Raw genomic sequence first — 24,000 nt, 5'->3', positions numbered from 1 at the left:
GGCCGCGACCCCGCCGAGATCACTCGGATCGTCGTGACGAAGTTCCACCCTGCGTCCCTGGTGCGCGAGCTGTACGAGCTGGGCGTCCGCGAGGTGGGGGAGAATCGCCAGCAGGAGCTCACCTCCAAGCAGGGTGAGCTCGCCACGCTCGACCTGCGCTGGCACTTCATCGGCCAGGCGCAGACCAACAAGGCCGCATCGATCCGGCGCAGCGCCGATGTCGTCCATTCGCTCGATCGCGGACGTCTCGCGGACTCTCTCGACCGAGCCGCCGACAGCGATGATGTGCTCGACGTGCTGGTGCAGGTCAACCTCACTGATGATGAGGGGCGCGGAGGAGTCGCTCCCGCGGATGCGACCGCTCTGGCGGAACATGTCCTGTCGCTCGCCTCGCTGCGCCTGCGTGGTGTGATGGCCGTGGCGCCGCTCGACGAGGAACCGGCATCCGCTTTCGCCCGTCTGCACGACGTTGCAGAGAGCGTCCGGGCGCTTGCTCCGGACGCCACGTGGATATCCGCGGGAATGACGGGCGACTTCGTCGAGGCCATCGCCGCAGGCGCGACACACCTGCGGATCGGCTCCGCAATCACGGGACCCCGGCCCGACCGGGGTTAACCTCTAACCAGACCAGCCCGAACGTTCGAACCGGAGGACACGATGGGTAACCCGCTGAAGAAGACCATGGTGTATCTCGGCCTCGCCGATGAGGAAGAAGCCTATGAAGAAGAGCAGCAGGCACCTGCCCGCTCTCACCGTGACCGTGACCGCGAAGAGCCCGCTCCGGCCCCGGTCACCCCGTTGCGTCGCCCCGTCGCCGTCCGACAGCCTGCGGCAGGCGCTGTGAACGAGATCCTCACCGTGCACCCGAAGCAGTACCGCGATGCCCAGCTGATCGCGGAGAGCTTCCGTGAAGGCGTGCCGGTCATCATCAACCTCTCGCAGATGAGCGATGCAGATGCGCGTCGGCTGATCGACTTCGCCAGTGGACTGTCGCTCGGCCTGTATGGACGCATCGAGCGCGTCACCTCGAAGGTCTTCCTGCTCTCGCCGGAGAACATCGCGGTGTCGGGTCACGGCGGTATCGCCCACGCAGACGCTGAGTCTGCGGGCTTCGACCAGTCGTAGCCCGTGCCACTGCTCTCCGTCGTCGCGAGCATCGTCCACCTGGTTCTGCTGCTCTACATCTTCGTGCTCTTCGCGCGCCTGGTCCTCGACTACATCCCGTTGTTCAATCGGGAATGGCGTCCCAAGGGATTCGGCCTCGTCGCCGCGGAAGCCGTCTACACGGTGACCGACCCGCCGATCCGGTTCTTCCGGCGGATCATTCCCCCTCTGCGTATCGGCTCCCTCTCGCTCGACTTCGGATTCGCGCTCACGATGCTCATCGTGCTGATTCTGATGAACATCGTCAGATTGTTCATCTGATCGCGAGTTCGCCCTGTTCGGGTGTCGTGTCGTCGCGCCACAAAGGTGCGGGGACTATGCTGGCACCCAGGTGCGCCCCCCGGGTTCGCGCCACATCACGACCGCGCCATACAAAACTGGCAACCGAACTCATCGAAAGAGGAGCCACTCATGGCACTTACCCCGGATGACGTCGTCACCAAGCAGTTCCAGCACGTCCGTTTCAAGGACGGGTTCGACCCCGATGAGGTGGACGACTTCCTCGACGAGATCGTCATCGAGTGGCGCAAGGCTCTCGAAGAGAACGTCGAGCTGAAGGCCAAGCTGGCCGCATACGAGTCCGGTGAGGCTCCTGCTGCCGCTCCGGCCGCCGAGGCACCCGTCGCCGAGGTCCCCGCACCTGCTCCGGCTGCCGCGGTCGAGACCCCGGCCGAGCCGACCCCCACGGTGTCCGCTACCGCCACCGCCGGCATCATCGAGCTCGCCCAGCGCCTGCACGACGAGCACGTCGCCGAGGGTGAGGCGAAGCGCAACCAGCTGATCGCCGACGCCGAGAACGAGGTGAACCGCATCCGCAGCGAGGCCGAGGCCAAGCAGCGCGAAGAGGCCGCCCGTCTGGAGCGCGAGCGCAACACGCTCGAGGCACGCATCACCGAGCTCCGCAACTTCGAACGCGACTACCGTTCGCAGCTGCGCGGCTACATCGAGGGCCAGCTTCGCGAACTCGACGAGAAGTCGGCTTCCACGGACTCCACGCCGGTCTCCGCGATCGGACTGTAGGTCCTAGGTCTTGTCACGACGTCGTCCACTTCGTCGGTCGGCGGCCGGTGCGATCGTTGCGGTTCTCGCAGCGATCGTCCTGGCCGCCGATCAGTTTGTGAAGTACCTCACGATCACCCACCTGCCGCTGCAGGAGCCGGTGCCCGTGCTCGGGGACTTCCTCCAGCTGTACTACGTGCGAAACCCCGGAGCCGCGTTCTCGCTCGGATCCGAGGTCACGTGGATCTTCACCATCGCGTTGTCGGTGGTGGCGGCCGTGATCATCTGGAAGGCGTTCGGTCTGCGCTCGCGCCTGTGGGCCGTCGTGCTCGGCTGCCTGCTGGGCGGAGTGCTCGGAAACCTCGGTGATCGGCTGTTCCGCGATCCCGGTTTCCCCGTCGGCCATGTCGTCGACATGATCTCGATGCCCTGGATGATGCCGGCGATCTTCAACGTGGCCGACGTGTTTATCGTCACCGGCATGATCTCCGTAGCCCTCTTGGTGGTCTTCGGCCTGCGTTTCGACGGCACGCGCGAGCGCGATCACGTCGCCGTCGAGACCGAGGAGGAAGCCGAGGCGGCAGCGATCGCCCACGCGGAGAGCGTGCGCGCCGAGAACGCGGACGCATCGCTGACGGATGGCGGAGCCGAACCCGCCTCCGAAGGCAGCACTCCGGCCGCAGAAGGACGCTGACCGGTGGAATCACGGTCTCTTCCTGTGCCGGACGGACTGGAAGGCGCGCGTGTGGACGCGGCGCTGGCCAAGATGCTGGGCTTCTCCCGCACTTTCGCCGCCGACGTCGCTGCTGCGGGCGGGGTGCGGCTCGACGGCGTGACGCTCGACAAGTCCGACCGGCTGCGCGGTGGCGGCTGGCTCGAGGTCGAATGGAGCCCGAAGGAAGGGCCGAAGATCGTTCCGATCGCGGTGCCGGAGCTCGGCATCGTCTACGACGACGATGACATCGTGGTCGTGGACAAGCCGACCGGAGTGGCAGCGCATCCGTCGCTCGGGTGGGAAGGGCCCACCGTCGTCGGCGCACTCGCCGCCGCCGGCTTCCGGATCGCCACCACCGGCGCGCCGGAACGACAGGGCGTCGTGCACCGACTCGACGTCGGTACCAGCGGCCTGATGGTCGTCGCGAAGTCGGAGCAGGCGTACACGGCGCTCAAGAGGGCGTTCAAGGAGCGCACGGTCGAGAAGATCTACCACGCCGTCGTCCAGGGACATCCGGATCCGCTGGTCGGCACGATCGACGCGCCCATCGGCCGCCATCCGAACCACTCGTGGAAGTTCGCCGTGACTCCCGATGGGAAGCCGTCCGTGACTCACTACGAGACGCTGGAGGCGTTCCCTGGAGCCTCGCTGCTCGAGATCCACCTCGAGACCGGACGCACGCATCAGATCCGTGTGCACATGGCCGCGCACCGGCATCCCTGTGTGGGGGATCCGCTCTACGGTGCCGACCCGACGCTGTCGGCGCGCCTGGGGCTGAGCCGTCAGTGGCTGCACGCGCATAAGCTCGGCTTCGCGCATCCCGCCACGGGCGACTGGGTGCAGTTCGAGTCGCCGTACCCTGCGGACTTCCACCACGCTCTCGACATCCTGCGCGGCGAGTAGTCCGAGCAGCGGCGCGGTGTCGGCGGTGTACGCGACACTGGACGCATGGACATCGAGGTGCGCCCCGCGACCGATTTCGATGACGTCGCGACGCTCGTGGGGCCGAAGAAGCCGACGTCGAACGTGTGCTTCTGCCTGAGCTATCGCATCGGGAGCAAGGAGAATCTCGCGCTGAAGGGCACGGCGCGTGCCGATCGCGTACGGGGCCTGTGCCATGAAGATCCGCCGCCAGGAGTGATCGCCTATCTGGACGGTGAACCGGTCGGGTGGGCGGCGGTGTATCCGCGTAGCGGCACCAGCTTCGCGCGCAATCGGCTGATCCCGCACGTCGATGATCTCGACGTGTGGTCGCTGTGGTGCATGCGTGTGCGTCCGGGGTACCGCAAGCAGGGGATCTCGTACGCCCTGATCGAGGGAGCTGTCGCGTACGCGAAGGAGCGCGGCGCTCCCGCGATCGAGGCATACCCCGTCGACAACAAGGGCGAGCGGGTGAATCTGACGATGGCATATGTGGGAACGCGCGCGCTGTTCGAGAGGGCGGGATTCCGCAAGGTCGCCGATACGGGGTCCGTGCTCGACGGATTCCCCCGGGTGCTGATGCGGCTCGAACTGCAGGGATCGTGACATCGGAAAGATTTCGTGAACCGTTTCCGCGTTCCGGGGCAATACCCCGTGTGAGCACAGACAGCGAGATCATTCAGCGGTCGCTCGACGAACCCGGAATCTTCTCCGAGATCTTCGAGCGGCACGTACGACCCGTCGGCGGCTACATCCGGCGACGGGTGGGAGTCGACGCTGTCGACGATGTCCTGAGCGAGACCTTCCTGGTCGCATTCCGGCGCCGTAGCGCGTTCGACGCCAGGGCAGAATCGGCCCGCCCGTGGCTGCTGGGCATCGCGACGAAGCTGGTCAAGAGTCATCGGGCCGACGAGGCTCGCCAGTGGCGGGCGTTCCAGGCATCGTCCTCGGCGGATGCCGTGGCGCGGGAACCGCAGCACGCGGTGGCGGACGCTCGTCTCGATGCGGATGCCGCCCTGCGGAGACTGGCACCGCGGATCGCGGCTCTGTCGGCTCGTGACCGCGACACCCTGCTGCTGCACGCCTGGGGAGACCTCACCTACGAGCAGATCGCCGAGGCGCTGAGCATTCCCGTGGGGACCGTCCGATCACGGCTGAACCGCGTCCGGCGCAAGCTCGCACCACCCGGATCGCACTCCGCGGCCCGATTGACCTGGATGGCGAAGGAGGAGAACGATGCTGCTTTCGGAACGAGTGCGTGAGATCGGTGCCGACGAGGCCCAGGTCGCCGAGGAGTCGATTCAGAAGGCCCGACGCATGCTGAATCGTGAGATCGTCGGGGGCATCGCTCCCCGCGCCCGCCGTCGGCGGCTGCGTGCATGGACGGGGATCGGCATCGGTGGCCTGGTGGCAGGGGCCGCTGTCACGGCGATCGTGGTCGGATCCGTGGTGGCGCCCCCGAGTACACCGATCGCTTCCGCAGCCGTCGTGTTGGCGGAGGCGGCCGAGGTCACTCTCACGACGGAGGCGCTGACGCCGGCACCGGGACAGTACATCCGCATCTCCGAGACGTGGACGCAGCCGATCCGGGGGTTCGCGCCAGAGGAGGGGACCGAGATCGACGTCACCTACACCCTTTCCCGCACGCGCACGCTGTACGTCCCTGCTGATCGAAGCGCGGACTGGATCGAGGACAGTACCGATGCCGAGAAGATCACCGACGTCTCCGAGCCGGAATGGAAGGGACGGATCGAAGAGCAGGAGCTGTCCGGGGGCGGGATGATGCCCGACATCGTCGCTCACCCCGGCGGACGCATCATGGGCGGTGATGGCTGGGCGACGCACTATTACCACCTGAGCCCGATGTCCCGGCTCTACGACCAGATGCCGAGGAACCCTCAGGCGCTGCTGGAGTGGCTGGCGGCGTACGAGCCGGAGTCCGGATATCCCTCGCCCCGGTTGACCGAGCCCATCGACTTCAACCTGGCGCCCGCCGATCTACGGGCGGCGATGTTCCAGACGATGGCCCTTCTTCCCGGCGCCAGGGTGGTCTCGCAAGACGGCGATTTCACGACCGTCGCGATCCCGGACGGCGGCGAGAGCAACTGGATGGAGACGGTGACGATCGACATGCGGCGGGGCCTGATGGTGGGGCGCGGCTCGCTCGACTCGCCCGAGTCTCGCGGTTCCCTCGACGTCTCGATCGTGGATTCCGCGCCCGCAGGCGTGCATCTCCAGCCTGGGAACTGACAGCGGGCTTCCCATGCCGTCCGCAGGCCCCGACATCGAGCTGGGATGTCGGGGCCTCGCCGTAGAATCGAACCCATGGCATCCGACTCCTTCGTCCATCTGCACGTCCACAGCGAGTACTCGATGCTGGACGGCGCGGCGAAGATCGGATCCATGACGCAGGCGGCCGCGGAGTACGGCATGCCGGCCATCGCGGTGACCGACCACGGCAACACCTTCGCCGCCTTCGAGTTCTACAAGGCCGCCAACGCGGCGGGGGTGAAGCCCATCATCGGCCTGGAGGCGTATGTCACTCCCGGCACCCACCGCAGCGACAAGACCCGGGTGCAGTGGGGCTCTCCCGACCAGAAGAGCGACGATGTCTCCGGTTCCGGTGCCTACACCCACATGACGATGTGGAGCCAGAGCACCGAGGGGATGCACAACCTCTTCCGGCTCAGCTCGTTGTCGAGCATGGAGGGGTACTACTTCAAGCCGCGCATGGACCGCGAGCTGCTCCAGACGTACTCGAAGGGGTTGATCGCGACGACCGGCTGCCCCTCCGGCGAGATCCAGACCCGCCTTCGTCTCGGTCAGTACGATGCCGCCAGAGCCGCCGCCGCCGAGTTCCAGGACCTTTTCGGCAGGGAGAACTACTTCGCCGAGATCATGGACCATGGTCTGTCGATCGAGCGACGCGTGATGACGGACCTGCTGCGTCTGGCGAAAGACCTGAACATCCCGCTCGTCGGTACCAACGATTCGCACTACACGCACCAGCACGAGGCCGACGCGCACGCCGCGCTGCTCTGCGTGCAGTCCGGTTCGACCATGGACGACCCGAACCGCTTCAAGTTCGACGGCGACGGGTACTACATCAAGACCGCCGCAGAGATGCGCCAGCTCTTCCGCGACCACCCAGAGGCCTGCGACAACACGCTGCTGATCGCGGAACGCTGCGAGGTGGAGTTCAACACGGCGGCGAACTACATGCCCCGGTTCCCTGTCCCCGACGGCGAGACCGAGGACAGCTGGCTCATCAAGGAGGTCGAAGCCGGCCTCCACTACCGGTACCCCGCCGGCATCCCCGACAAGGTGCGCAAGCAGGCAGAGTACGAGACCGGCATCATCCTGCAGATGGGCTTCCCCGGCTACTTCCTTGTGGTCGCCGACTTCATCAACTGGGCGAAGGACAACGGCATCCGTGTCGGTCCCGGCCGTGGTTCCGGCGCCGGCTCGATGGTCGCCTACGCGATGAGGATCACCGACCTCGACCCGCTCGAGCACGGCCTGATCTTCGAGCGGTTCCTCAACCCGGACCGCGTCTCGATGCCTGACTTCGACGTCGACTTCGATGACCGTCGCCGTGGCGAGGTCATCGACTACGTCACGGAGAAGTACGGCTCCGAGCGCGTCGCGCAGATCGTCACGTACGGCACCATCAAGTCCAAGCAGGCGCTGAAGGACGCCGGGCGAGTGCTCGGATTCCCCTTCAGCATGGGGGAGCGTCTCACCAAGGCGATGCCTCCGCCCGTGATGGGCAAGGACATGCCGCTCGATGGCATGTTCGACTCCGCGCACCCTCGGTACAAGGAGGCGAGCGAGTTCCGTGCGCTCATCGACACCGATCCGGAGGCGAAGACGGTGTTCGATCGCGCGATCGGCCTCGAGGGGCTGAAGCGCCAGTGGGGCGTGCACGCGGCCGGCGTCATCATGTCGTCCGAGCCGCTGCTCGACATCATCCCGATCATGCGCCGCGAGCAGGATGGCCAGATCGTCACACAGTTCGACTACCCGTCGTGCGAGTCCCTCGGCCTGATCAAGATGGACTTCCTCGGGCTGCGCAACCTGACGATCATCTCCGATGCGCTCGACAACATCCGCACGAACCGTGGTGAGGAGCTCGACCTCGAGCACCTGGCGCTGGACGATCAGGGTGCATACGACCTGCTCGGACGCGGAGAGTCCCTCGGCGTGTTCCAGCTCGACGGCGGGCCCATGCGCTCGCTCATGCGATTGATGCGACCCGACAACTTCGGTGACATCTCGGCGCTCATCGCCCTGTATCGCCCTGGCCCCATGGGCGCCAACTCGCACACGAACTATGCGCTCCGCAAGAACGGGGCGCAACCGATCACGCCGATCCACCCGGAGTTCGAGGAGTCGCTCGCCGACATCCTCGAGGAATCCTACGGTCTGATCATCTATCAGGAGCAGGTGATGGCGATCGCCCAGCGCGTCGCAGGCTTCTCGCTCGGTCAAGCAGACATCCTCCGTCGCGCGATGGGTAAGAAGAAGAAGTCGGAGCTGGACAAGCAGTTCGAGGGCTTCCAAGCGGGAATGCGCGCGAACGGCTACTCGGACGGAGCAGTGAATGCGCTCTGGGAGATCCTGCTGCCGTTCTCCGATTACGCCTTCAACAAAGCCCACTCCGCGGCCTACGGCGTGGTGTCGTATTGGACGGCCTATCTCAAGGCGCACTACCCGGCCGAGTACATGGCCGCGCTCCTCACCAGCGTCGGCGACTCCAAGGACAAGATGGCGCTGTATCTGAACGAGTGCCGCCGCATGGGCATCAAGGTGCTTCCCCCCGATGTTTCCGAGTCGATCAACTTCTTCGCGGCCGTCGGTGACGACATCCGCTTCGGACTCGGCGCCGTCCGCAACGTCGGCAGCAACGTGGTGGAGGGCATCGTCAACGCGCGGAAGGACGAGCGGTTCACGTCGTTCCACCACTTCCTCGACAAGGTTCCGCTGCACGTCTCGAACAAGCGCACAGTGGAGTCCCTCATCAAGGCCGGTGCCTTCGACACCATGGGCGACACGCGTCGTGCTCTCATGGAGATCCACGAGGACGCGGTCGAGGCGGCCGTGGACCGCAAGCGCAACGAAGCTCAAGGTGCCATCGGCTTCGATTTCGACAGCCTCTACGACGGCATGGAGGAGGCGGCTCCTGCGAAGGTCCCTGCGCGCCCCGAGTGGATCAAGAAGGACAAGCTCGCCTTCGAGCGCGAGATGCTCGGGCTCTACGTGTCGGATCATCCGCTCGCCGGTCTGGAAGTGCCGCTCGCAAAGCACGCATCGATCTCGATCCACGACCTCAACAACTCGGAAGACCTGCAGGACGGCGACCAGGTCACCGTGGCCGGACTCGTCACCAGCGTCCAGCATCGTGTCGCGAAGGCGAGTGGGAATCCGTACGGCATGATCACCGTCGAGGACTTCAACGGCGAGGTCACCGTGATGTTCATGGGCAAGACCTACACCGAGTTCCAGCACACTCTGCAGCAGGACTCGATCCTCGCGGTCCGCGGTCGCGTCTCGAGGCGCGACGACGGACTCAATCTGCACGCGCAATCGGCGTTCTCGCCGGACATCGGGTCGTTCGATGCCGCGGGTCCGCTATCGCTCGTGCTTGCCGAGCAGCGGGCGACCGAGCGGGCGATGAATGAGCTTGCAGAGATCCTCCGACGCCATAAAGGCGAGACCGAGGTGGTGCTCCGAGTGCACCGGGGAGGTGTCGCGAAGGTCTTCGACGTGCCGATGCCGGTGAAGGTCACGGCCGACCTGTTCGGCGACCTCAAGTCGCTGCTCGGGCCGACCTGCCTGGGGTGAGCGGGTAGGATCGTGAGCCGTCGGGAAGCATGAGGCCCCTCCCTGTCATGCACCGTGACGAAAGGAATACTGATGAGCACGGAACTCCCTGAGATCCCAGACCCGGAGAGCGAGCCGTTCATCGATGATGACGGTGTGCTCTACGACGACGACGTCACACCCGAGTTCGGCATCCTCGGGTTCACGCTGCGCGAACTGCTCATCGTCGGCGTCTGGTCGGTCGCCTTCGTCATCTCCTTCTTCCCCTTCGCGCAGGGCGTCTCGATCTGGGGTACCGGCATCCAGTGGATCCTCCCCATCGGGGTGCCGACGGTCGCGGTGTTCCTCCTGGTCCTGCGTCGTTTCTCGCCGGAGGGAATCCGCCGGGTCGGTTCTCTGGGCATCGATCAGTTCGCCTCGGTGGCGTTCTCGGTCGCCGCGGTCTTCTGGGTCGGTCTGCTCTGGAGTGCGGTGTCGTCCGCGATCGAGGTGGGTGTGTTCAGCCTGTGGTGGGGCGGCGTCGTCCAGCTGCTCGCCACGCTCGCGCTGGTGGTGCTCACCGTATTCGCCCCGATCATCCCCGGTCTCAAGGAAGACTTCCACGGTCGCTTGGTGACGCTCGCGCACCGCAACGCCAATCCGGTGCGTCCCGTGATCCCGCGTCCGCGACCCGAGCCCGCTGTCGTCGTAGACGAGTTGCCGCAGTCGGATGCTGAGCCTGATGCAGCTGTATCCGATGATGATGCGGCACCGGCGACGCACGCCGTCGAGGTGGTCGACCTCGACGTCGAGCTCACCGGGCGCCAGGCCACCGACGAGGTGGCGCGGCTCGACCTCGCCGCGCAGGTTCCGATCGCATCGCACGTGTCCGGCGGCGACACCGGAACCGAAGACACGACTGCCGACGAGGACTACGTGCCGACGTACTCCCGGCGCTCACGCAACCAGGAGATCGTCTCCGACACCGGCAGCATCGAGTCTCTCCTGGAGACCGCGCAGACCGTGGAGACCGCCGGTTCTGCCGACACCGATGTGATCAGCGACGAGCAGTTCATCGATGAACCAGATGTCGAGGCCACGAACCCTCGTGAGGCAGCCCCGGAGGTGGCGCAGCCGTTCTGGATCCTGGCGCCGTCCGAGCGCGATGTGCACGATGAGCGCGGCGAACCGCTGTTCCGCATCGGTCCGAGCGCCTGGGCCCTCGTGATCGAGGACCGGGGTGGCGCGTTCGTGGTCCGTCATGACGACGGCCGCATCGGCTATCTCCACGACATCTCAGACATCACGAAGGGTTGACAGTGCGCACCATCGATCTGCGGGGGCGCGAGCTCTCGCCGGCAGGCATGCTCGCGGCGGTACCTCGCGCCGCCCAGGCGAGGGCGGAAGCTCTCGAGACCGCCGCCCGCATCGTCGAGGACGTGCGCGAGCGCGGTGAGGCCGCGTTGCGGGAACAAGCGGAGAAGTTCGACCGCGTCTCCGGTCACGCCGTGCGTGTGCCCGCCGAACACATCGAAGAGGCACTGGCTTGCGTCGAGCCCGCCGTGAGAGCGGCGCTCGAGGAGGCGATCGCCCGCGTGCGGCAGGGGTCTGCGGCGCAGGTTCCCGCGGCGCAGACCACGACGATCGGGCCGGGAGCACAGATTCTGCAGCGCTGGCAGCCGGTCTCGCGCGCCGGCGTGTACATCCCCGGCGGAAAAGCCCCGCTCGCCTCGAGCGTCGTCATGAACGTCGTGCCCGCGCAGGTGGCTGGTGTGCAGCAGATCGCGCTGGCATCGCCGCCGCAGGCGGACTACGACGGGAGGATCCACCCGACGATCCTCGCCGCCGCCGGGCTGCTCGGAGTCACCGAGGTGTACGCGATCGGGGGCGCGGGGGCCATCGGTGCTCTCGCGTGGGGCGTGCCCGCTATCGGATTGGATCCGGTGGACGTGGTCTCCGGGCCGGGGAACAACTATGTCGCCTCCGCCAAGCGCGCCGTCGCCGGCGTCGTCGGGACGGACTCCGAAGCAGGAGCGACCGAGATCTTGATCGTGGCCGATGCCGATGCCGACCCGCGTCTGATCGCGGCCGACCTGATCAGCCAGGCAGAGCACGACGAGCAGGCGTCCGCGGTGCTCGTCACGTATGCCCCGGAGCTCGTCGCCGCCGTCGATGCCGAACTGGAGCGCCAGGCAGCGTCCACGCGCCACAGTGTGCGCGTCGGGGTGGCCCTGGACGGGCCGCAGTCCGCCATCGTGCTGGTCGACGACCTGTCCATGGCGACGGCATTCAGCAACGCCTATGCTCCCGAGCACCTGGAGCTCCACGTGGCCGATGCGGCCTCCGTGGCATCGCTCTTCACGAGTGCTGGTGCGGTCTTCGTCGGTGATCAGACTCCCGTCAGCCTGGGCGACTACATGGCCGGGAGCAACCATGTCCTGCCGACGGGCGGCCAGGCCCGCTATGCCCCCGGGCTCGGCGCCTACACCTTCCTGCGTCCGCAGCAGGTCATCTCGTACGACCGCGAGGCTCTCGCCGCGGTGCGGGACGGTGTGGTCGCGCTGGCGAACGCCGAGGTGCTCCCGGCGCACGGCGAGGCGATCGAGGCTCGTTTCACGGCGTAGGTTAGACAGATGCATTGCCCTTTCTGCCGCCATTCCGACTCTCGCGTGATCGATTCGCGCACCAGCGATGACGGTCTGTCGATTCGTCGACGTCGGCAGTGCCCCGAGTGCGGGGGGCGTTTCACGACGACGGAGACGGCGAGCCTCAATGTCATCAAGCGTTCGGGCGTGATGGAGCCGTTCAGCCGAGAGAAGGTGATCTCCGGCGTCCGGAAGGCGTGTCAGGGGCGCCCCGTCACCGAGGCGGACCTGGCGATCCTGGCCCAGCGTGTCGAGGAGGCCGTGCGCCAGACCGGAGTGTCCCAGCTCGACACGAACGAGATCGGTCTCGCGATCCTTGGTCCGCTGCGCGACCTGGACGAGGTGGCCTTCCTCCGGTTCGCGAGCGTGTATCAGGCATTCGACTCCCTCGAGGACTTCGAGAGCGCCATCACCGACCTTCGCGCCGATCACGCGGAGCGGGAGTCCGTCGACCGGTAATCTGGCAGGGATGTATCCGCTGCTCTTCCGCGCTGTCCTGTCGCGCTTCGACCCCGAGTTCGCCCATCACGCCGGCATGGCGGTGATCCGTGTGCTCGGCACGCCCCCGTTCTCGTGGGCGACGCGTGCACTCACGCGCCCGGACCCGTCGCTGCGGGTCGAGGCGCTCGGTCTGACCTTCCCGTCGCCGTTCGGCGTCGCCGCCGGTTTCGACAAGAATGCGGTCGGCGTGCGGGGGCTCGCCGCGCTCGGCTTCGGTCACGTCGAGGTCGGCACGGTCACGGCGATCCCGCAGGAGGGCAACCCGAAGCCGCGTCTGTTCCGGTTGATCGCCGACCGCGCGGTGATCAACCGCATGGGCTTCAACAACGCCGGTGCCGATGCCGCTGCCCGGCGACTGGCCTCGCTGCGTCGCGGCGCCCCCGATACCGTGATCGGCGTCAACATCGGCAAGAGCCGGGTCGTCGACGTCGAGAACGCCACCGCGGATTACGTGGCCTCCGCCACGCGTCTGGCCCCGCTCGCCGACTATCTCGCGGTCAACGTCTCATCGCCGAACACCCCGGGACTGCGCGGACTGCAGGCGGTCGAGACCCTCGCTCCGCTGTTGCGCGCCGTGCGCGCGGCCGCCGGTGCGACTCCGCTACTGGTGAAGATCGCCCCCGACCTCCCGAACGAGGAGATCACGGCGATCGCCGAGCTCGCCGTCGCCGAAGGACTGGATGGCATCATCGCGCACAACACCACCATCAGTCGCGAGGGATTGTTGACCGATGCAGCGACGGTCGAGGCCGCCGGCGCAGGCGGCCTCTCGGGTGCGCCGCTCAAGGAGCGCTCTCTGCAGGTCCTGCGCCTCGTGCGCGCCGCGGTTCCTGCCGAGTTCTGCGTGATCGCCGTCGGGGGAGTGGAGACGCCCGCCGACGTGCAGGAGCGCCTGGACGCCGGGGCGAACCTGGTGCAGGGGTACACGGCCTTCCTCTACCGCGGACCGTTCTGGGGACGCGAGATCAACCGCGGCCTCGTCGCGCGCTGACACGACATACGACGAAGGCCTCCTGCTCTGTCGAGCGCGGAGGCCTTCTTCGTGGAGTGCGGAGGGTCAGGCGGGGTACTGACCGCGCTTGACCTGCGGCTTCGGCAGGCGCATGAAGCGCATCTGGAGTGCGCGCATCGCGGCGTACCAGCCGAGACCGCGCTCCATGCGCTCCTTGCCGAACTTCTCCGCGACCTTGCGCTTGACGCGCAGTCCGAGCAGGATCATGCCGCCGACCGCGATGAGCAGGTAGGCCATCATCGCGAGGTAGGCGTAGTACGCGATCGCGAGCTGCGCGGGAACGAGCGAGGCGAGGATGACGAGCACCATGACGGCCATCACGAACTCCGCGGGGTGCCAGCCGGCATCGACGTAGTCACGGACCCACCGGCGCTGGGGGCCCTTGTCACGGGCGGGAAGGTACTTCTCCTCACCGGCGGCCATGCCGGCCTGGGCGCGGTTGCGGCGCTCGTTCAGCTCGGCGCGTGCGGCGGCCTTCGCCTCCTTGGTGTTCGCGACCAGGGGGCGGCGGCGTGCCGCTTCCTGCTCCGCGCGGGTCGGCGTCGCACGGCCCTTTCCGACGGCGGTCGTCTCGGGGGCGTCGTCGTTCGTCGATGGGGGGACAGGGGTAGTGGCCACGAGATTCCTCGGTTCGCTGATGATGGATCACCTTAAGATTACTCGCATGACTTCTCCTGCTCTCCCCAGTGCGTCCGACTCGGCTGTCCTCGAGGCGGTCGCGAAGGGAATCCCCGCCGCGCTCTCCGACCTCGGCCATCTCGTGCGCATCCCCGGCATGGCCTGGCCGGCATTCGACCAGACGCAGTTGCAGCGCAGCGCTGATGCCGTCGCGGCGCTCGCCAGGGACACCGGGGTGTTCGATGAGGTGCGCGTCCTGCGGGCGGCCATCCCCGGAACCGAGGAACTCGGCCAGCCAGCCGTGCTCGCCAGCCGCGCCGCCCGCAACGGCCGGCCGACGATCTTGCTGTACGCGCACCACGATGTGCAGCCTCCGGGGGATGACGCGCTCTGGGAGACGCCCCCATTCGAGCCCACGGTTCGCGACGGACGCCTGTACGGGCGGGGCGCCGCGGACGACAAGGCCGGCGTCATGGCGCACATCGCCTCGATCCGGGCCGTATCCGAGGTGCTCGGCGATGACCTCGATCTGGGCATCGCGCTGTTCATCGAGGGCGAGGAGGAGTACGGCTCCGCGTCCTTCGCGCAGTTCCTCGCGGACAACAAGGAAGCGCTGCGCGCCGATGCCATCGTGGTGGCCGACTCCGGCAACTGGGACTCCGTCACGCCCGGGCTGACCGTGTCGCTGCGCGGCAACGCGCGCTTCGTCCTCCGTGTGCGCACACTGGATCACGCATCCCACTCCGGGATGTTCGGGGGCGCGGTTCCTGACGCGATGATGGCGACGGTGAAGCTGCTCGCGACGCTCTGGAACGACGACGGCTCCGTCGCGGTCGACGGTCTCACGGAGCGGGATTCGCCGACGCCCGACTACGCGGAAGAGACGCTTCGCGATGAGGCGGGGCTGCTGCCGACGACACAGCCGATCGGCAACGGGACGATCCTCAGTCGCATCTGGAACAAGCCCGCCATCACCATTATCGGCATCGACACGACGAGCGTGGCTGCCGCGTCCAACACGTTGCTGCCCGAGACGACGGTGGTGCTCAGCGCCCGAGTCGCGCCGGGCCAGAGTGGGGCGGACGCCTATGCGGCTCTCGAGCGCCACCTCCGTGCGCATGCACCGTATGGAGCAGAACTGACGTTCTCGGATGTGGATCTGGGGGATGGTTTCCTGGTCGACACCGGAGGCTGGGCCGTGGGCCTCACACGCGACGCCATGCGCGATGGGTATGGCGTCGCACCGGTCGACCTCGGCGTCGGCGGCTCGATCCCATTCATCGCCGACCTCGTGCGGGAGTTCCCCGAGGCGCAGATCCTGGTCACAGGTGTCGAGGATCCGCACTCGCGGGCGCACAGCCCGAACGAGTCGCTGCACCTGGATACGTTCCGCCATGCCGTCGCGACGGAGGCGCTCATGCTCACGCGCATGAACGGACTCGAGCGTCCGCTCTGACAGCAGTCGCGCACGGCTCTCCCGCGATCTCGCCGCCTTAGGCGCATGCGACGGTAGAATTGCGGGAAAGCCGTGCCACCGCGGCCCGTCACAAGGAGCGACATGAGCGACACCACATTGACTTCGGACACCACCGGTACCAAGGCCCACGGCATCAGCCTGACTGACGCTGCCGCGCTCAAGGTCAAGAACCTCCTCGAGCAGGAGGGACGCGACGATCTGCGTCTGCGCGTCGCCGTGCAACCCGGCGGATGCTCCGGCCTGATCTACCAGCTCTACTTCGACGAGCGTTACCTCGAGGGTGACGAGACCGTCGATTTCGATGGCGTCGAGGTCATCGTCGACAACATGAGCGTGCCGTATCTCGATGGCGCATCCATCGATTTCAAGGACACGATCTCGGAGCAGGGCTTCACGATCGACAACCCGAACGCTGCGGGCAGCTGCGCCTGCGGAGACAGCTTCCACTGATCTGCGGTCTTCGGGTGCCGTGCGCGGCTTCCGCGCTGAGAACGGCGCCCGGAACCCTCCGCAACCTGCGTGGTTGGCATGAATCAGGTGTGAGGTTGCCCTAGACTTGGATGTGCCCTGTCCGCAATCTGAAAGGTGCATCGTGCCCTCGAAACGCCGCCTTCGTTGGGCCGCACTCCCTGTGGGAGTCGTGGCAGCCGTGGTCCTGGCGGGATGTACCACCACTGAGCTGAACGGCTATCTGCCCGGCTTCGTGGAGGGTGAGCCTGCGACCACCAACCAGACCGAGCGTGTGTCGTCTCTCTGGGTCAACTCCTGGATCGTCCTTCTCGCCGTCGGCGTCATCACCTGGGGCCTGATGGCCTGGGCTGCGATCGCCTACCGTCGCCGCAAGGGCCAGACAGGTCTGCCCGTGCAGATGCGGTACAACATGCCGATCGAGATCTTCTACACGATCGTGCCGCTGATCCTCGTGCTGGGAATGTTCTTCTTCACCGCGCGCGATCAGTCCGAGATCGAAGCCAAGTGGGACGACCCGGACGTCGAGATCACCGCGATCGCCAAGCAGTGGGCGTGGGACTTCCAGTACGACGCCGACACCGACGACGACACCGTATGGACGATGGGCATCCAGGCCCAGCCGGACAAGGACGGCAACATCGACCAGGCTCAGCTCCCGACGCTCGTGCTCCCGGTCGATGAGAAGGTCACGATCAATCTGCAGTCGCGTGACGTCATCCACTCTTTCTGGATCATCGACTTCCTCTACAAGAAGGACATGTACATCGGGAAGGACAATTCCTGGTCCTTCATCCCGACGCGCGTCGGCGAGTACGCCGGCAAGTGCGCCGAGCTCTGCGGCGAGTACCACTCGATGATGCTCTTCAAGGTCAAGGTCGTCGAACAGGACGAGTACGACGCCTATCTCCAGCAGCTCAAGGAGAAGGGCAACACCGGCGACATCACGGACGAGTACGACCGTCTCGCGAACCTTCCCGGAAACACGCCCAAGAACGACTCCGAGGAAGGAGAGGAGTAAGCCATGTCGACAACTGAAGCCCCCCGCACTGACGAGGCCCCTCGCTCCCGACCCACTGCTCTTCCCGCTCGCCAGGCTGCTCTGATGAGCTCCTCGCGTGTCGAGCAGAAGGGCAACATCGTCGTCAAGTGGATCACCTCCACCGACCACAAGACCATCGGGTACATGTACCTGATCGCCTCGGTGCTGTTCTTCCTCCTCGGTGGTGTGATGGCTCTCGTCATCCGTGCCGAGCTCTTCGCGCCGGGAATGCAGATCATCCCGACGAAGGAGCAGTACAACCAGCTGTTCACGATGCACGGCACGATCATGCTGCTGATGTTCGCGACACCGCTGTTCGCCGGTTTCGCCAACGCGATCCTGCCGTTGCAGCTGGGGGCGCCCGATGTCGCGTTCCCGCGTCTGAACGCGTTCGCCTTCTGGCTCTTCCTCTTCGGTTCGACGATCGCCGTTGCCGGCTTCCTCACTCCGCAGGGTGCTGCGTCGTTCGGATGGTTCGCGTATCAGCCACTGGCCAGTGCGTCGTTCTCGCCGGGTGTCGGCGGAAACCTCTGGATGGTCGGATTGGGAATCTCGGGCTTCGGCACGATTCTCGGTGCCGTCAACTTCATCACGACCGTGATCACGATGCGTGCCCCCGGTATGACGATGTGGCGCATGCCGATCTTCTCCTGGAACACGCTGATCACCAGCCTCCTCATCCTGATGGCGTTCCCGGTGCTCGCCGCGGCCATCTTCGCCGCAGCGGCAGACCGCATCCTCGGTGCGCACATCTATGACCCGGCCAATGGCGGCGTCCTGCTCTGGCAGCACCTGTTCTGGTTCTTCGGCCACCCCGAGGTGTACATCATCGCGCTGCCGTTCTTCGGCATCGTCTCCGAGATCTTCCCGGTGTTCAGCCGCAAGCCGATCTTCGGGTACAAGACCCTCGTCTACGCGACGATCGCGATCGCTGCCTTGTCCGTCGCGGTCTGGGCTCACCACATGTACGTGACCGGATCGGTCCTGCTTCCGTTCTTCGCCCTGATGACGATGTTGATCGCCGTGCCGACCGGTGTGAAGATCTTCAACTGGATCGGTACGCTCTGGCGAGGATCGGTGACCTTCGAGACGCCGATGGTCTTCTCGCTCGGGTTCCTGGTCTCCTTCGTCTTCGGCGGTCTGACCGGTGTCATCCTCGCGGCGCCGCCGCTGGACTTCGCGCTCTCCGACTCGTACTTCGTCGTCGCGCACTTCCACTACGTCGTGTTCGGCACCGTGGTGTTCGCGATGTTCGCCGGCTTCTACTTCTGGTGGCCGAAGTGGACGGGGCGCATGCTCAACGAGCGTCTGGGCTACGTGCACTTCTGGATGCTGTTCATCGGCTTCCACATGACCTTCCTCATCCAGCACTGGCTGGGCGTCGATGGCATGGTGCGTCGTTACGCGGACTACTCGGCGGCTGATGGCTGGACCTGGCAGAACCAGGTGTCGACCATCGGTGCGATGATCCTCGGGGCCTCGATGCTGCCGTTCTTCCTGAACGTCTGGATCACGGCTCGCAAGGCGCCCAAGGTCACGGTCAATGACCCGTGGGGCTACGGCGCATCGCTCGAGTGGGCGACGTCCTGCCCGCCGCCGCGTCACAACTTCACGTCGATCCCGCGTATCCGCAGTGAGCGGCCCGCGTTCGACCTTAATCACCCGGAAGCCGCGGAGTTCGCCACGACGGCTCCGGGCGAGCGAGAGGTCCACTGAGTCATGCGCGATAACGTCATCCTCTGGTGGGTGCTGACAGCCTTCTTCGCCCTCATCGGCGTGGTCTACACCGGCTGGCACATCCTGGCGACACCGTCCGAGAACTTCGCGGAGCGTATCGAGTGGGTCGGCACGGTCGCCCTGTTCTTCGGTGCGTTCATGGGCGCGATGATCGCGTTCTATCTCGACCGGACGCACGCCGCTCAGAAGGGCGAGCTCCCGGAAGACATCCTGACCGCAGACATCGACGATGGCGACCCCGAACTCGGCGAGTTCAGCCCGTGGTCGTGGTGGCCGATCGTCCTCGCCGCTTCCGCCGCGGTCTTCGTGGTGGGCCTGGCTGTCGGACACTTCCTGCTGCCGATCGGTCTCGCGATCTTCGTGGTCGCGATCGTGGGCTGGGTGTACGAGTACTATCGCGGCAACTTCGCCCGCTGAGAGTCACTGTATGAGGAAGGCCCCCGGATCCGTCCGGGGGCCTTCTTCGTCGTGGTGAGGTGATCAGGCGCGTGTGCGGATGCGCGCGATCCCGGTCAGCGGATCGACGGGACGGTGGTGTACGCCATCGGCGTCCTCGACGGCGTATCCCTCTCGCACCCAGTACTCGAAGCCGCCGATCATCTCGCGCACCCGATATCCGAGCTTCGCGAACTCCCGTGCCCCCTTTGCCCCGGCGTTGCAGCCAGGGCTCCAGCAGTAGACCACGACCTCGACGTCGGTGCTGATCTCGAGCGGGGCGCGGGTGGCGATCTCGCTGTAGTGCATGTGCGTCGCGCCTGCGACGCGTCCCTGGGCCCACGCCTCATCGGAGCGCACGTCGATGACGACGATGCTGTCCCCGGCCTTCAGAGCGGCATGGACGTCACTGGCGTCGGTCTCGTAGGCGAGCTTGGCGGCGTAGTAGTCAGCGCGGTCGATCATGCTCTCCAGCCTAGAAGCGGCGGCGGGTGGAGAGACGTCTTCATCCGGACGTCGATGAGCGGAATACGGCCATCGACGTCCGGTCAGAGCTCGACTGTCATCTGTACGCGCCGGCCATACCTGTCCAGCCCGAGCGATGCTTCGACGTCGACGAGGTCACGGAGGAACGGCGTCTCCGGAATGCTCTCGAGGAAGCCGCAGGACGCGTAGAAGGGCGCATTCCAGGGAATCTCTGCGTACGTGCGCAGCGTGACGCGCGTATAGCCGCGTTCGCGAGCCTCGTCGAGTGCCGCGGTGACGAGGCCGCGACCATGGCCTCTGCGACCTGCCTCGGGCAGCACGGACAGCTGTTCGAGGTGCGCGTGGCCGTCGACGTCGAGGACGTGGACGAACCCCACGGGGGAGTGGTCGGCCTCATCCTCTCCGACAAGCACGAAACCGGGGGATGACAGACGTGAAGCGCCGTCGGCGGCGGGCGGCCACTGCCAGGCGCCCAGCACATCGATGAGCAGTGCATCCGCTGCGGTCTCGATCGCCTGGATCACCTCAGCGTCGGCGCTTTCGGCCGGACGTATCGACCGGGTCACGATGCGTCTCCGGGCACCGCCCCGATCGCCTCGATCTCGACGAGCTGGTCGTCATACCCGAGTACGGTCACACCCAGGAGCGTGCTGGGCACGTCGTGAGAGCCGAAGGCAGCGTGGATGACGTCCCAGGATGTCGCGAGGTCTTCTTGGCGCGAGGAGGCTACCAGGACGCGTGTGCTGATGATGTCGGTGAGTGAGGCTCCGGCAGCCGTGAGCGCGGTCTGGAGGGTCTCGACGCAGCGCGCCGCCTGTGCAGCATAGTCACCGGGGGCTGTGGTCGTCCCGTCGTCTTCGAGAGGACACGCGCCGGCGAGGAAGATCAGGCGAGAGCCGGCCGGAGCGGTGGCAGCGTACGCGTAGGGGGCATCGGCGAGAGAATCGGAACGGATGAGTCTGACTGCGGATGTCATACCTTCGATCCTGTCATGGACAAATGAAAGGGCCCTGTCCGGATGGACAGGGCCCTTTCAGCGGGGGAGCGAGCGGGCTCTACTCGCCGTCCTCGGACTTCTTCTTGCGCGGCTTCTTCACCGGCTCGGTCGCGATGACCGTGCTGGGAGTGTTCGGCGTCTCGTCGACGTGTGTCTCATCCACCGTGAGCGGGGCGTCCGGGAATCCGGCGCGCTCATGAGCGCCCTGGATCTCGGCAGCCTCGGTCTCCTCGTTGTGAGCCGTGACGTGATGCTGATGTGCGTCAGCCTCATCGATCTGCGCCTGCGTCAGCGGCGCGAGACGGTCCTCGAAGAACCAGCGAGAGATCGAGGAACGGAGGTTCTCGGTCCACGGGATGCGGCCCTTGGCGTTCGGGCGCACGACGAGCGGTTCGTAGACGTCGACGTCGATGAGCTTCCAGCGGTCGTACTGGTCGACCGGCTGGTGCACCTCGATGAACTCGCCACCGGGGAGGCGGACGATACGGCCGGACTCGAATCCGTGAAGAACGATCTCGCGATCCTTCTTCTGGAGGGCGATGCAGATCCGCTTCGTGACGAAGTAGCCGAGAATCGGCCCGAGGATCAGCATCGCCTGCAGCGTATGGATGACGCCTTCCATCGTGAGCATGAAGTGCGTCGCGATGAGGTCGGAGGATGCCGCAGCCCACAGCACCGCGTAGAAGACGACGCCTGCCACGCCGATGGCGGTGCGGGTGGCCGCGTTGCGCGGACGCTGAGCGATGTGGTGCTCGCGCTTGTCGCCCGTGACCCACGCCTCGATGAAGGGGTAGATCGCCACGGCGACGATGAACAGGCCCAGGACCGCGACCGGCACCAGGATGCCGAACGACCAGGTGCGCTCGAGGAACACGACGTCCCAGTTGGACGGAGCCAGACGCAGCGCTCCATCCGCGAATCCGATGTACCAGTCAGGCTGGGTTCCGGCGGAGACGGGGGAGGGGTCGTACGGGCCGTAGTTCCAGATCGGGTTGATCTGGAAGAACGTCGCGATCAGCACGATCGTGCCGAAGACGATGAACAGGTAGCCGCCCATCTTCGACATGTAGACCGGCATCATCGGGTAGCCCACGACGTTGTCGTTCGTGCGGCCGGGGCCGGCGAACTGCGTGTGCTTGTTGACGATCATCAGCATGAGATGCACCACGATGAGTGCGATGACGAGCATCGGCAGCAGCAGGATGTGGAGCGTGTACAGGCGGCCGACGATGTCGGTGCCGGGGAACTCGCCGCCGAAGAGGAGGAACGAGATCCAGGTGCCGACGATCGGGAAGCCCTTGATCATGCCGTCGATGATGCGCAGACCGTTGCCCGAGAGCAGGTCGTCGGGGAGCGAGTAGCCGGTGAAGCCCTCTGCCATCGCGAGGATGAAGAGCACGAAGCCGATCACCCAGTTGAGCTCGCGCGGCTTGCGGAATGCGCCGGTGAAGAACACACGGAGCATGTGCACGCCGATACCAGCCACGAAGACCAGGGCGGCCCAGTGGTGGATCTGGCGGACCAGGAGGCCGCCGCGAAGATCGAACGAGATGTGGAGCGACGACTCGAGGGCCGCGGACATCTCGATGCCACGCATCGGAGCGTAGGCGCCGGTGTAGTGGGTCTCGACCATGGAGGCCTGGAAGAAGAACGTCAGGAAGGTTCCGGAGAGGAACACGACCACGAAGCTCCACAGCGCGATCTCGCCGAGCATGAACGACCAGTGGTCGGGGAAGATCTTGCGACCGAGCTCCTTGACGAAGCCAGACAGGCTGGTGCGCTCATCGATGTAGTTCGACGCGGCACCGACGAAGCGACCGCCGAGCGGTGCCTTGGTTTCCTTGTCGTCTTTGGACAGCGTTGCGGTGCTCAATGGCGCTCCCAGAAGCTCGGGCCGACGGGTTCCTTGAAGTCGCTGCGTGCGACGAGGTAACCCTCGTCATCGACCGTGATGGGCAGCTGCGGCAGCGGGCGTGCAGCCGGTCCGAAGATCACCTTGGCGTGATCGGTGACATCGAACTGCGACTGGTGGCACGGGCACAGCAAGTGGTGGGTCTGCTGCTCGTACAGGGCGACGGGGCAGCCGACGTGCGTGCAGACCTTGGAGTACGCGACGATGCCGTCGTAGGACCAGTCCTTGCGGTCCTCGGCTTCGATCAGCTGCTCGGGGCGCAGGCGCATCATCAGCACGATCGCCTTGGCCTTCTCCTCGAGGTAGCCATCATGGTGGCTGAGCTCCGCCAGATCTGCGGGGATCACGTGGAAGGCGGATCCGAGGGTGACGTCGGCGGCGCGGATCGGCGTGCCGTCCGGATCGCGGACAAGGCGCATGCCTTCGTCCCACATCGTGTGCTTGAGCAGCGTGACGGGGTCGCCGGCCGTGGGGTCGTCAGGCGTCGAGTGCGGCGCGAGGCCACGGAACAGCGTGACGCCGGGGATGATCGAAGCCACGACCGCGGCGAACAGCGAGTTGCGGATCATCGTGCGGCGTCCGAAGCCGGACTCTTCATTGGCGTCGGCGAACGCCTTGATGGCGGCCTCGCGCGTCGAGTCCTTGCCACGGGTGGGGTGGCGGTACTCGATGTGCTCCTTGTCGGACATCAGGGCCTTCGACCAGTGGATCGCGCCGATACCGATGCTCAGCAGGGCGAGGGCGATGCCCAGGCCGATGAAGAGGTTGTTCTGACGGATGTCGATGAGCGCGCCACTCTCGATCGGGAACAGCATGTAGGCGGCGACCGCCCAGATGCTGCCCGCGAGCGAGAGGTAGAACAGGGTGTAGACAGTGCGGTCCGCGGTCTTCTCAGCGCGCGGGTCCTTGTCGGTCATCCGCTCGCGGTGCGGCGGAAGCCCCGGGTTCTGCACGGGATCGCTGACTGCGACACCCAGCCCCGGAGAGGGCTGGTAGGCCCTGTCAAGAGCCTGCGAGTCGTCGTCGTGTGCCATGGTGCTCCTCGTACGTTCCTCTTCGATGAATAAGC

At 66.1% G+C, this 24,000-nt stretch carries 25 protein-coding genes; 19 read left to right on the top strand and 6 right to left on the bottom strand.

Annotated features, from left to right (window positions below):
* The 14 genes from KZC51_RS13655 to KZC51_RS13590 form a co-directional block, all read left to right on the top strand.
* The coding region (locus KZC51_RS13655) for a YggS family pyridoxal phosphate-dependent enzyme (RefSeq protein WP_247630490.1) at positions 1-615 on the top strand (615 nt) is incomplete at its 5' end.
* A 42-nt stretch (positions 616-657) separates the two neighbouring features.
* Positions 658-1,125: a cell division protein SepF gene (locus KZC51_RS13650; RefSeq protein ID WP_247630489.1), complete on the top strand. Its 468-nt coding sequence runs from the start codon at positions 658-660 to the stop codon at positions 1,123-1,125.
* 3 nt (positions 1,126-1,128) lie between these two features.
* Entirely contained in the window at positions 1,129-1,425 is a 297-nt protein-coding gene (locus tag KZC51_RS13645; protein WP_247630488.1) for a YggT family protein, read from the top strand.
* 150 nt (positions 1,426-1,575) lie between these two features.
* On the top strand, positions 1,576-2,184 hold the full coding sequence (locus tag KZC51_RS13640; protein WP_247630487.1) for a DivIVA domain-containing protein: 609 nt from the start codon (positions 1,576-1,578) through the stop codon (positions 2,182-2,184).
* Between the two features lie 97 nt (positions 2,185-2,281).
* Positions 2,282-2,857: a signal peptidase II gene (locus KZC51_RS13635; protein WP_372491788.1), complete on the top strand. Its 576-nt coding sequence runs from the start codon at positions 2,282-2,284 to the stop codon at positions 2,855-2,857.
* Between the two features lie 3 nt (positions 2,858-2,860).
* Positions 2,861-3,781 (top strand): RluA family pseudouridine synthase, encoded by a 921-nt coding sequence (locus KZC51_RS13630; RefSeq protein WP_247630485.1) that lies wholly within the window; start codon positions 2,861-2,863, stop codon positions 3,779-3,781.
* Positions 3,782-3,826: 45 nt separating this feature from the next.
* Positions 3,827-4,405, top strand: a complete 579-nt coding sequence (locus KZC51_RS13625; RefSeq protein ID WP_247630484.1) for a GNAT family N-acetyltransferase — start codon at positions 3,827-3,829, stop codon at positions 4,403-4,405.
* A 50-nt stretch (positions 4,406-4,455) separates the two neighbouring features.
* Positions 4,456-5,061 carry an RNA polymerase sigma factor gene (locus KZC51_RS13620; RefSeq protein WP_247630483.1) on the top strand — a complete coding sequence of 202 codons (606 nt, stop codon included), beginning with the start codon at positions 4,456-4,458 and terminating at the stop codon, positions 5,059-5,061.
* A complete protein-coding gene (locus KZC51_RS13615; protein ID WP_247630482.1) occupies positions 5,036-6,049 on the top strand; it encodes a hypothetical protein in 1,014 nt (337 codons plus the stop codon). Before KZC51_RS13620 ends, KZC51_RS13615 begins: the two co-directional genes overlap by 26 nt.
* Before the next feature lie 75 nt (positions 6,050-6,124).
* A complete protein-coding gene (dnaE, locus tag KZC51_RS13610) occupies positions 6,125-9,643 on the top strand; it encodes a DNA polymerase III subunit alpha (RefSeq protein WP_247630481.1) in 3,519 nt (1,172 codons plus the stop codon).
* A gap of 72 nt (positions 9,644-9,715) precedes the next feature.
* Positions 9,716-10,918 carry a hypothetical protein gene (locus KZC51_RS13605; RefSeq protein ID WP_247630480.1) on the top strand — a complete coding sequence of 401 codons (1,203 nt, stop codon included), beginning with the start codon at positions 9,716-9,718 and terminating at the stop codon, positions 10,916-10,918.
* Positions 10,919-10,920: 2 nt separating this feature from the next.
* On the top strand, positions 10,921-12,225 hold the full coding sequence (gene hisD, locus KZC51_RS13600; protein WP_247630479.1) for a histidinol dehydrogenase: 1,305 nt from the start codon (positions 10,921-10,923) through the stop codon (positions 12,223-12,225).
* Between the two features lie 9 nt (positions 12,226-12,234).
* Positions 12,235-12,705 carry a transcriptional regulator NrdR gene (gene nrdR / locus KZC51_RS13595; protein ID WP_247630478.1) on the top strand — a complete coding sequence of 157 codons (471 nt, stop codon included), beginning with the start codon at positions 12,235-12,237 and terminating at the stop codon, positions 12,703-12,705.
* A gap of 10 nt (positions 12,706-12,715) precedes the next feature.
* A complete protein-coding gene (locus KZC51_RS13590) occupies positions 12,716-13,738 on the top strand; it encodes a quinone-dependent dihydroorotate dehydrogenase (RefSeq protein WP_247630477.1) in 1,023 nt (340 codons plus the stop codon).
* A 66-nt stretch (positions 13,739-13,804) separates the two neighbouring features.
* On the opposite strand, the gene KZC51_RS13585 is transcribed toward KZC51_RS13590, so the two are convergent.
* Entirely contained in the window at positions 13,805-14,377 is a 573-nt protein-coding gene (locus KZC51_RS13585) for a DUF3043 domain-containing protein (protein WP_247630476.1), read from the bottom strand.
* A gap of 46 nt (positions 14,378-14,423) precedes the next feature.
* On the opposite strand from KZC51_RS13585, the gene KZC51_RS13580 reads away from it, so the two are divergent.
* The 5 genes from KZC51_RS13580 to KZC51_RS13560 all read left to right on the top strand — a co-directional run bounded on the left by KZC51_RS13580 (position 14,424) and on the right by KZC51_RS13560 (position 19,518).
* Positions 14,424-15,833 carry a dipeptidase gene (locus KZC51_RS13580; protein WP_247630475.1) on the top strand — a complete coding sequence of 470 codons (1,410 nt, stop codon included), beginning with the start codon at positions 14,424-14,426 and terminating at the stop codon, positions 15,831-15,833.
* Positions 15,834-15,935: 102 nt separating this feature from the next.
* Positions 15,936-16,304, top strand: a complete 369-nt coding sequence (gene erpA / locus KZC51_RS13575; protein ID WP_247630474.1) for an iron-sulfur cluster insertion protein ErpA — start codon at positions 15,936-15,938, stop codon at positions 16,302-16,304.
* A gap of 142 nt (positions 16,305-16,446) precedes the next feature.
* On the top strand, positions 16,447-17,343 hold the full coding sequence (gene ctaC, locus KZC51_RS13570) for an aa3-type cytochrome oxidase subunit II (protein WP_247630473.1): 897 nt from the start codon (positions 16,447-16,449) through the stop codon (positions 17,341-17,343).
* An 84-nt stretch (positions 17,344-17,427) separates the two neighbouring features.
* Positions 17,428-19,080 (top strand): aa3-type cytochrome oxidase subunit I, encoded by a 1,653-nt coding sequence (gene ctaD, locus KZC51_RS13565; protein WP_247630472.1) that lies wholly within the window; start codon positions 17,428-17,430, stop codon positions 19,078-19,080.
* A gap of 3 nt (positions 19,081-19,083) precedes the next feature.
* Complete coding sequence (locus KZC51_RS13560; RefSeq protein WP_247630471.1) at positions 19,084-19,518, top strand: cytochrome c oxidase subunit 4; 435 nt, start codon at positions 19,084-19,086, stop codon at positions 19,516-19,518.
* A gap of 63 nt (positions 19,519-19,581) precedes the next feature.
* Here KZC51_RS13560 and KZC51_RS13555 read toward each other — a convergent pair whose 3' ends face one another.
* From KZC51_RS13555 to qcrA, 5 genes are all read right to left on the bottom strand, one after another.
* Positions 19,582-20,001, bottom strand: a complete 420-nt coding sequence (locus KZC51_RS13555) for a rhodanese-like domain-containing protein (protein WP_247630470.1) — start codon at positions 19,999-20,001, stop codon at positions 19,582-19,584.
* 83 nt (positions 20,002-20,084) lie between these two features.
* Positions 20,085-20,588 carry a GNAT family N-acetyltransferase gene (locus KZC51_RS13550; RefSeq protein ID WP_247630469.1) on the bottom strand — a complete coding sequence of 168 codons (504 nt, stop codon included), beginning with the start codon at positions 20,586-20,588 and terminating at the stop codon, positions 20,085-20,087.
* Complete coding sequence (locus tag KZC51_RS13545) at positions 20,585-20,998, bottom strand: RidA family protein (protein WP_247630468.1); 414 nt, start codon at positions 20,996-20,998, stop codon at positions 20,585-20,587. Before KZC51_RS13545 ends, KZC51_RS13550 begins: the two co-directional genes overlap by 4 nt.
* A 79-nt stretch (positions 20,999-21,077) precedes the next feature.
* Positions 21,078-22,892 carry a cytochrome bc1 complex cytochrome b subunit gene (qcrB, locus tag KZC51_RS13540; protein ID WP_247630467.1) on the bottom strand — a complete coding sequence of 605 codons (1,815 nt, stop codon included), beginning with the start codon at positions 22,890-22,892 and terminating at the stop codon, positions 21,078-21,080.
* On the bottom strand, positions 22,889-23,965 hold the full coding sequence (qcrA, locus tag KZC51_RS13535; RefSeq protein WP_247630466.1) for a cytochrome bc1 complex Rieske iron-sulfur subunit: 1,077 nt from the start codon (positions 23,963-23,965) through the stop codon (positions 22,889-22,891). Before qcrA ends, qcrB begins: the two co-directional genes overlap by 4 nt.
* Positions 23,966-24,000: the final 35 nt, after the last annotated feature.

Source organism: Microbacterium croceum (genome assembly GCF_023091245.1).
GTDB classification, from domain to species: Bacteria; Actinomycetota; Actinomycetes; order Actinomycetales; family Microbacteriaceae; genus Microbacterium; species Microbacterium croceum.
The sequence above is the reverse complement of the archived record's forward strand: the minus strand, read 5'-3'. Positions and strand labels throughout refer to the sequence as shown.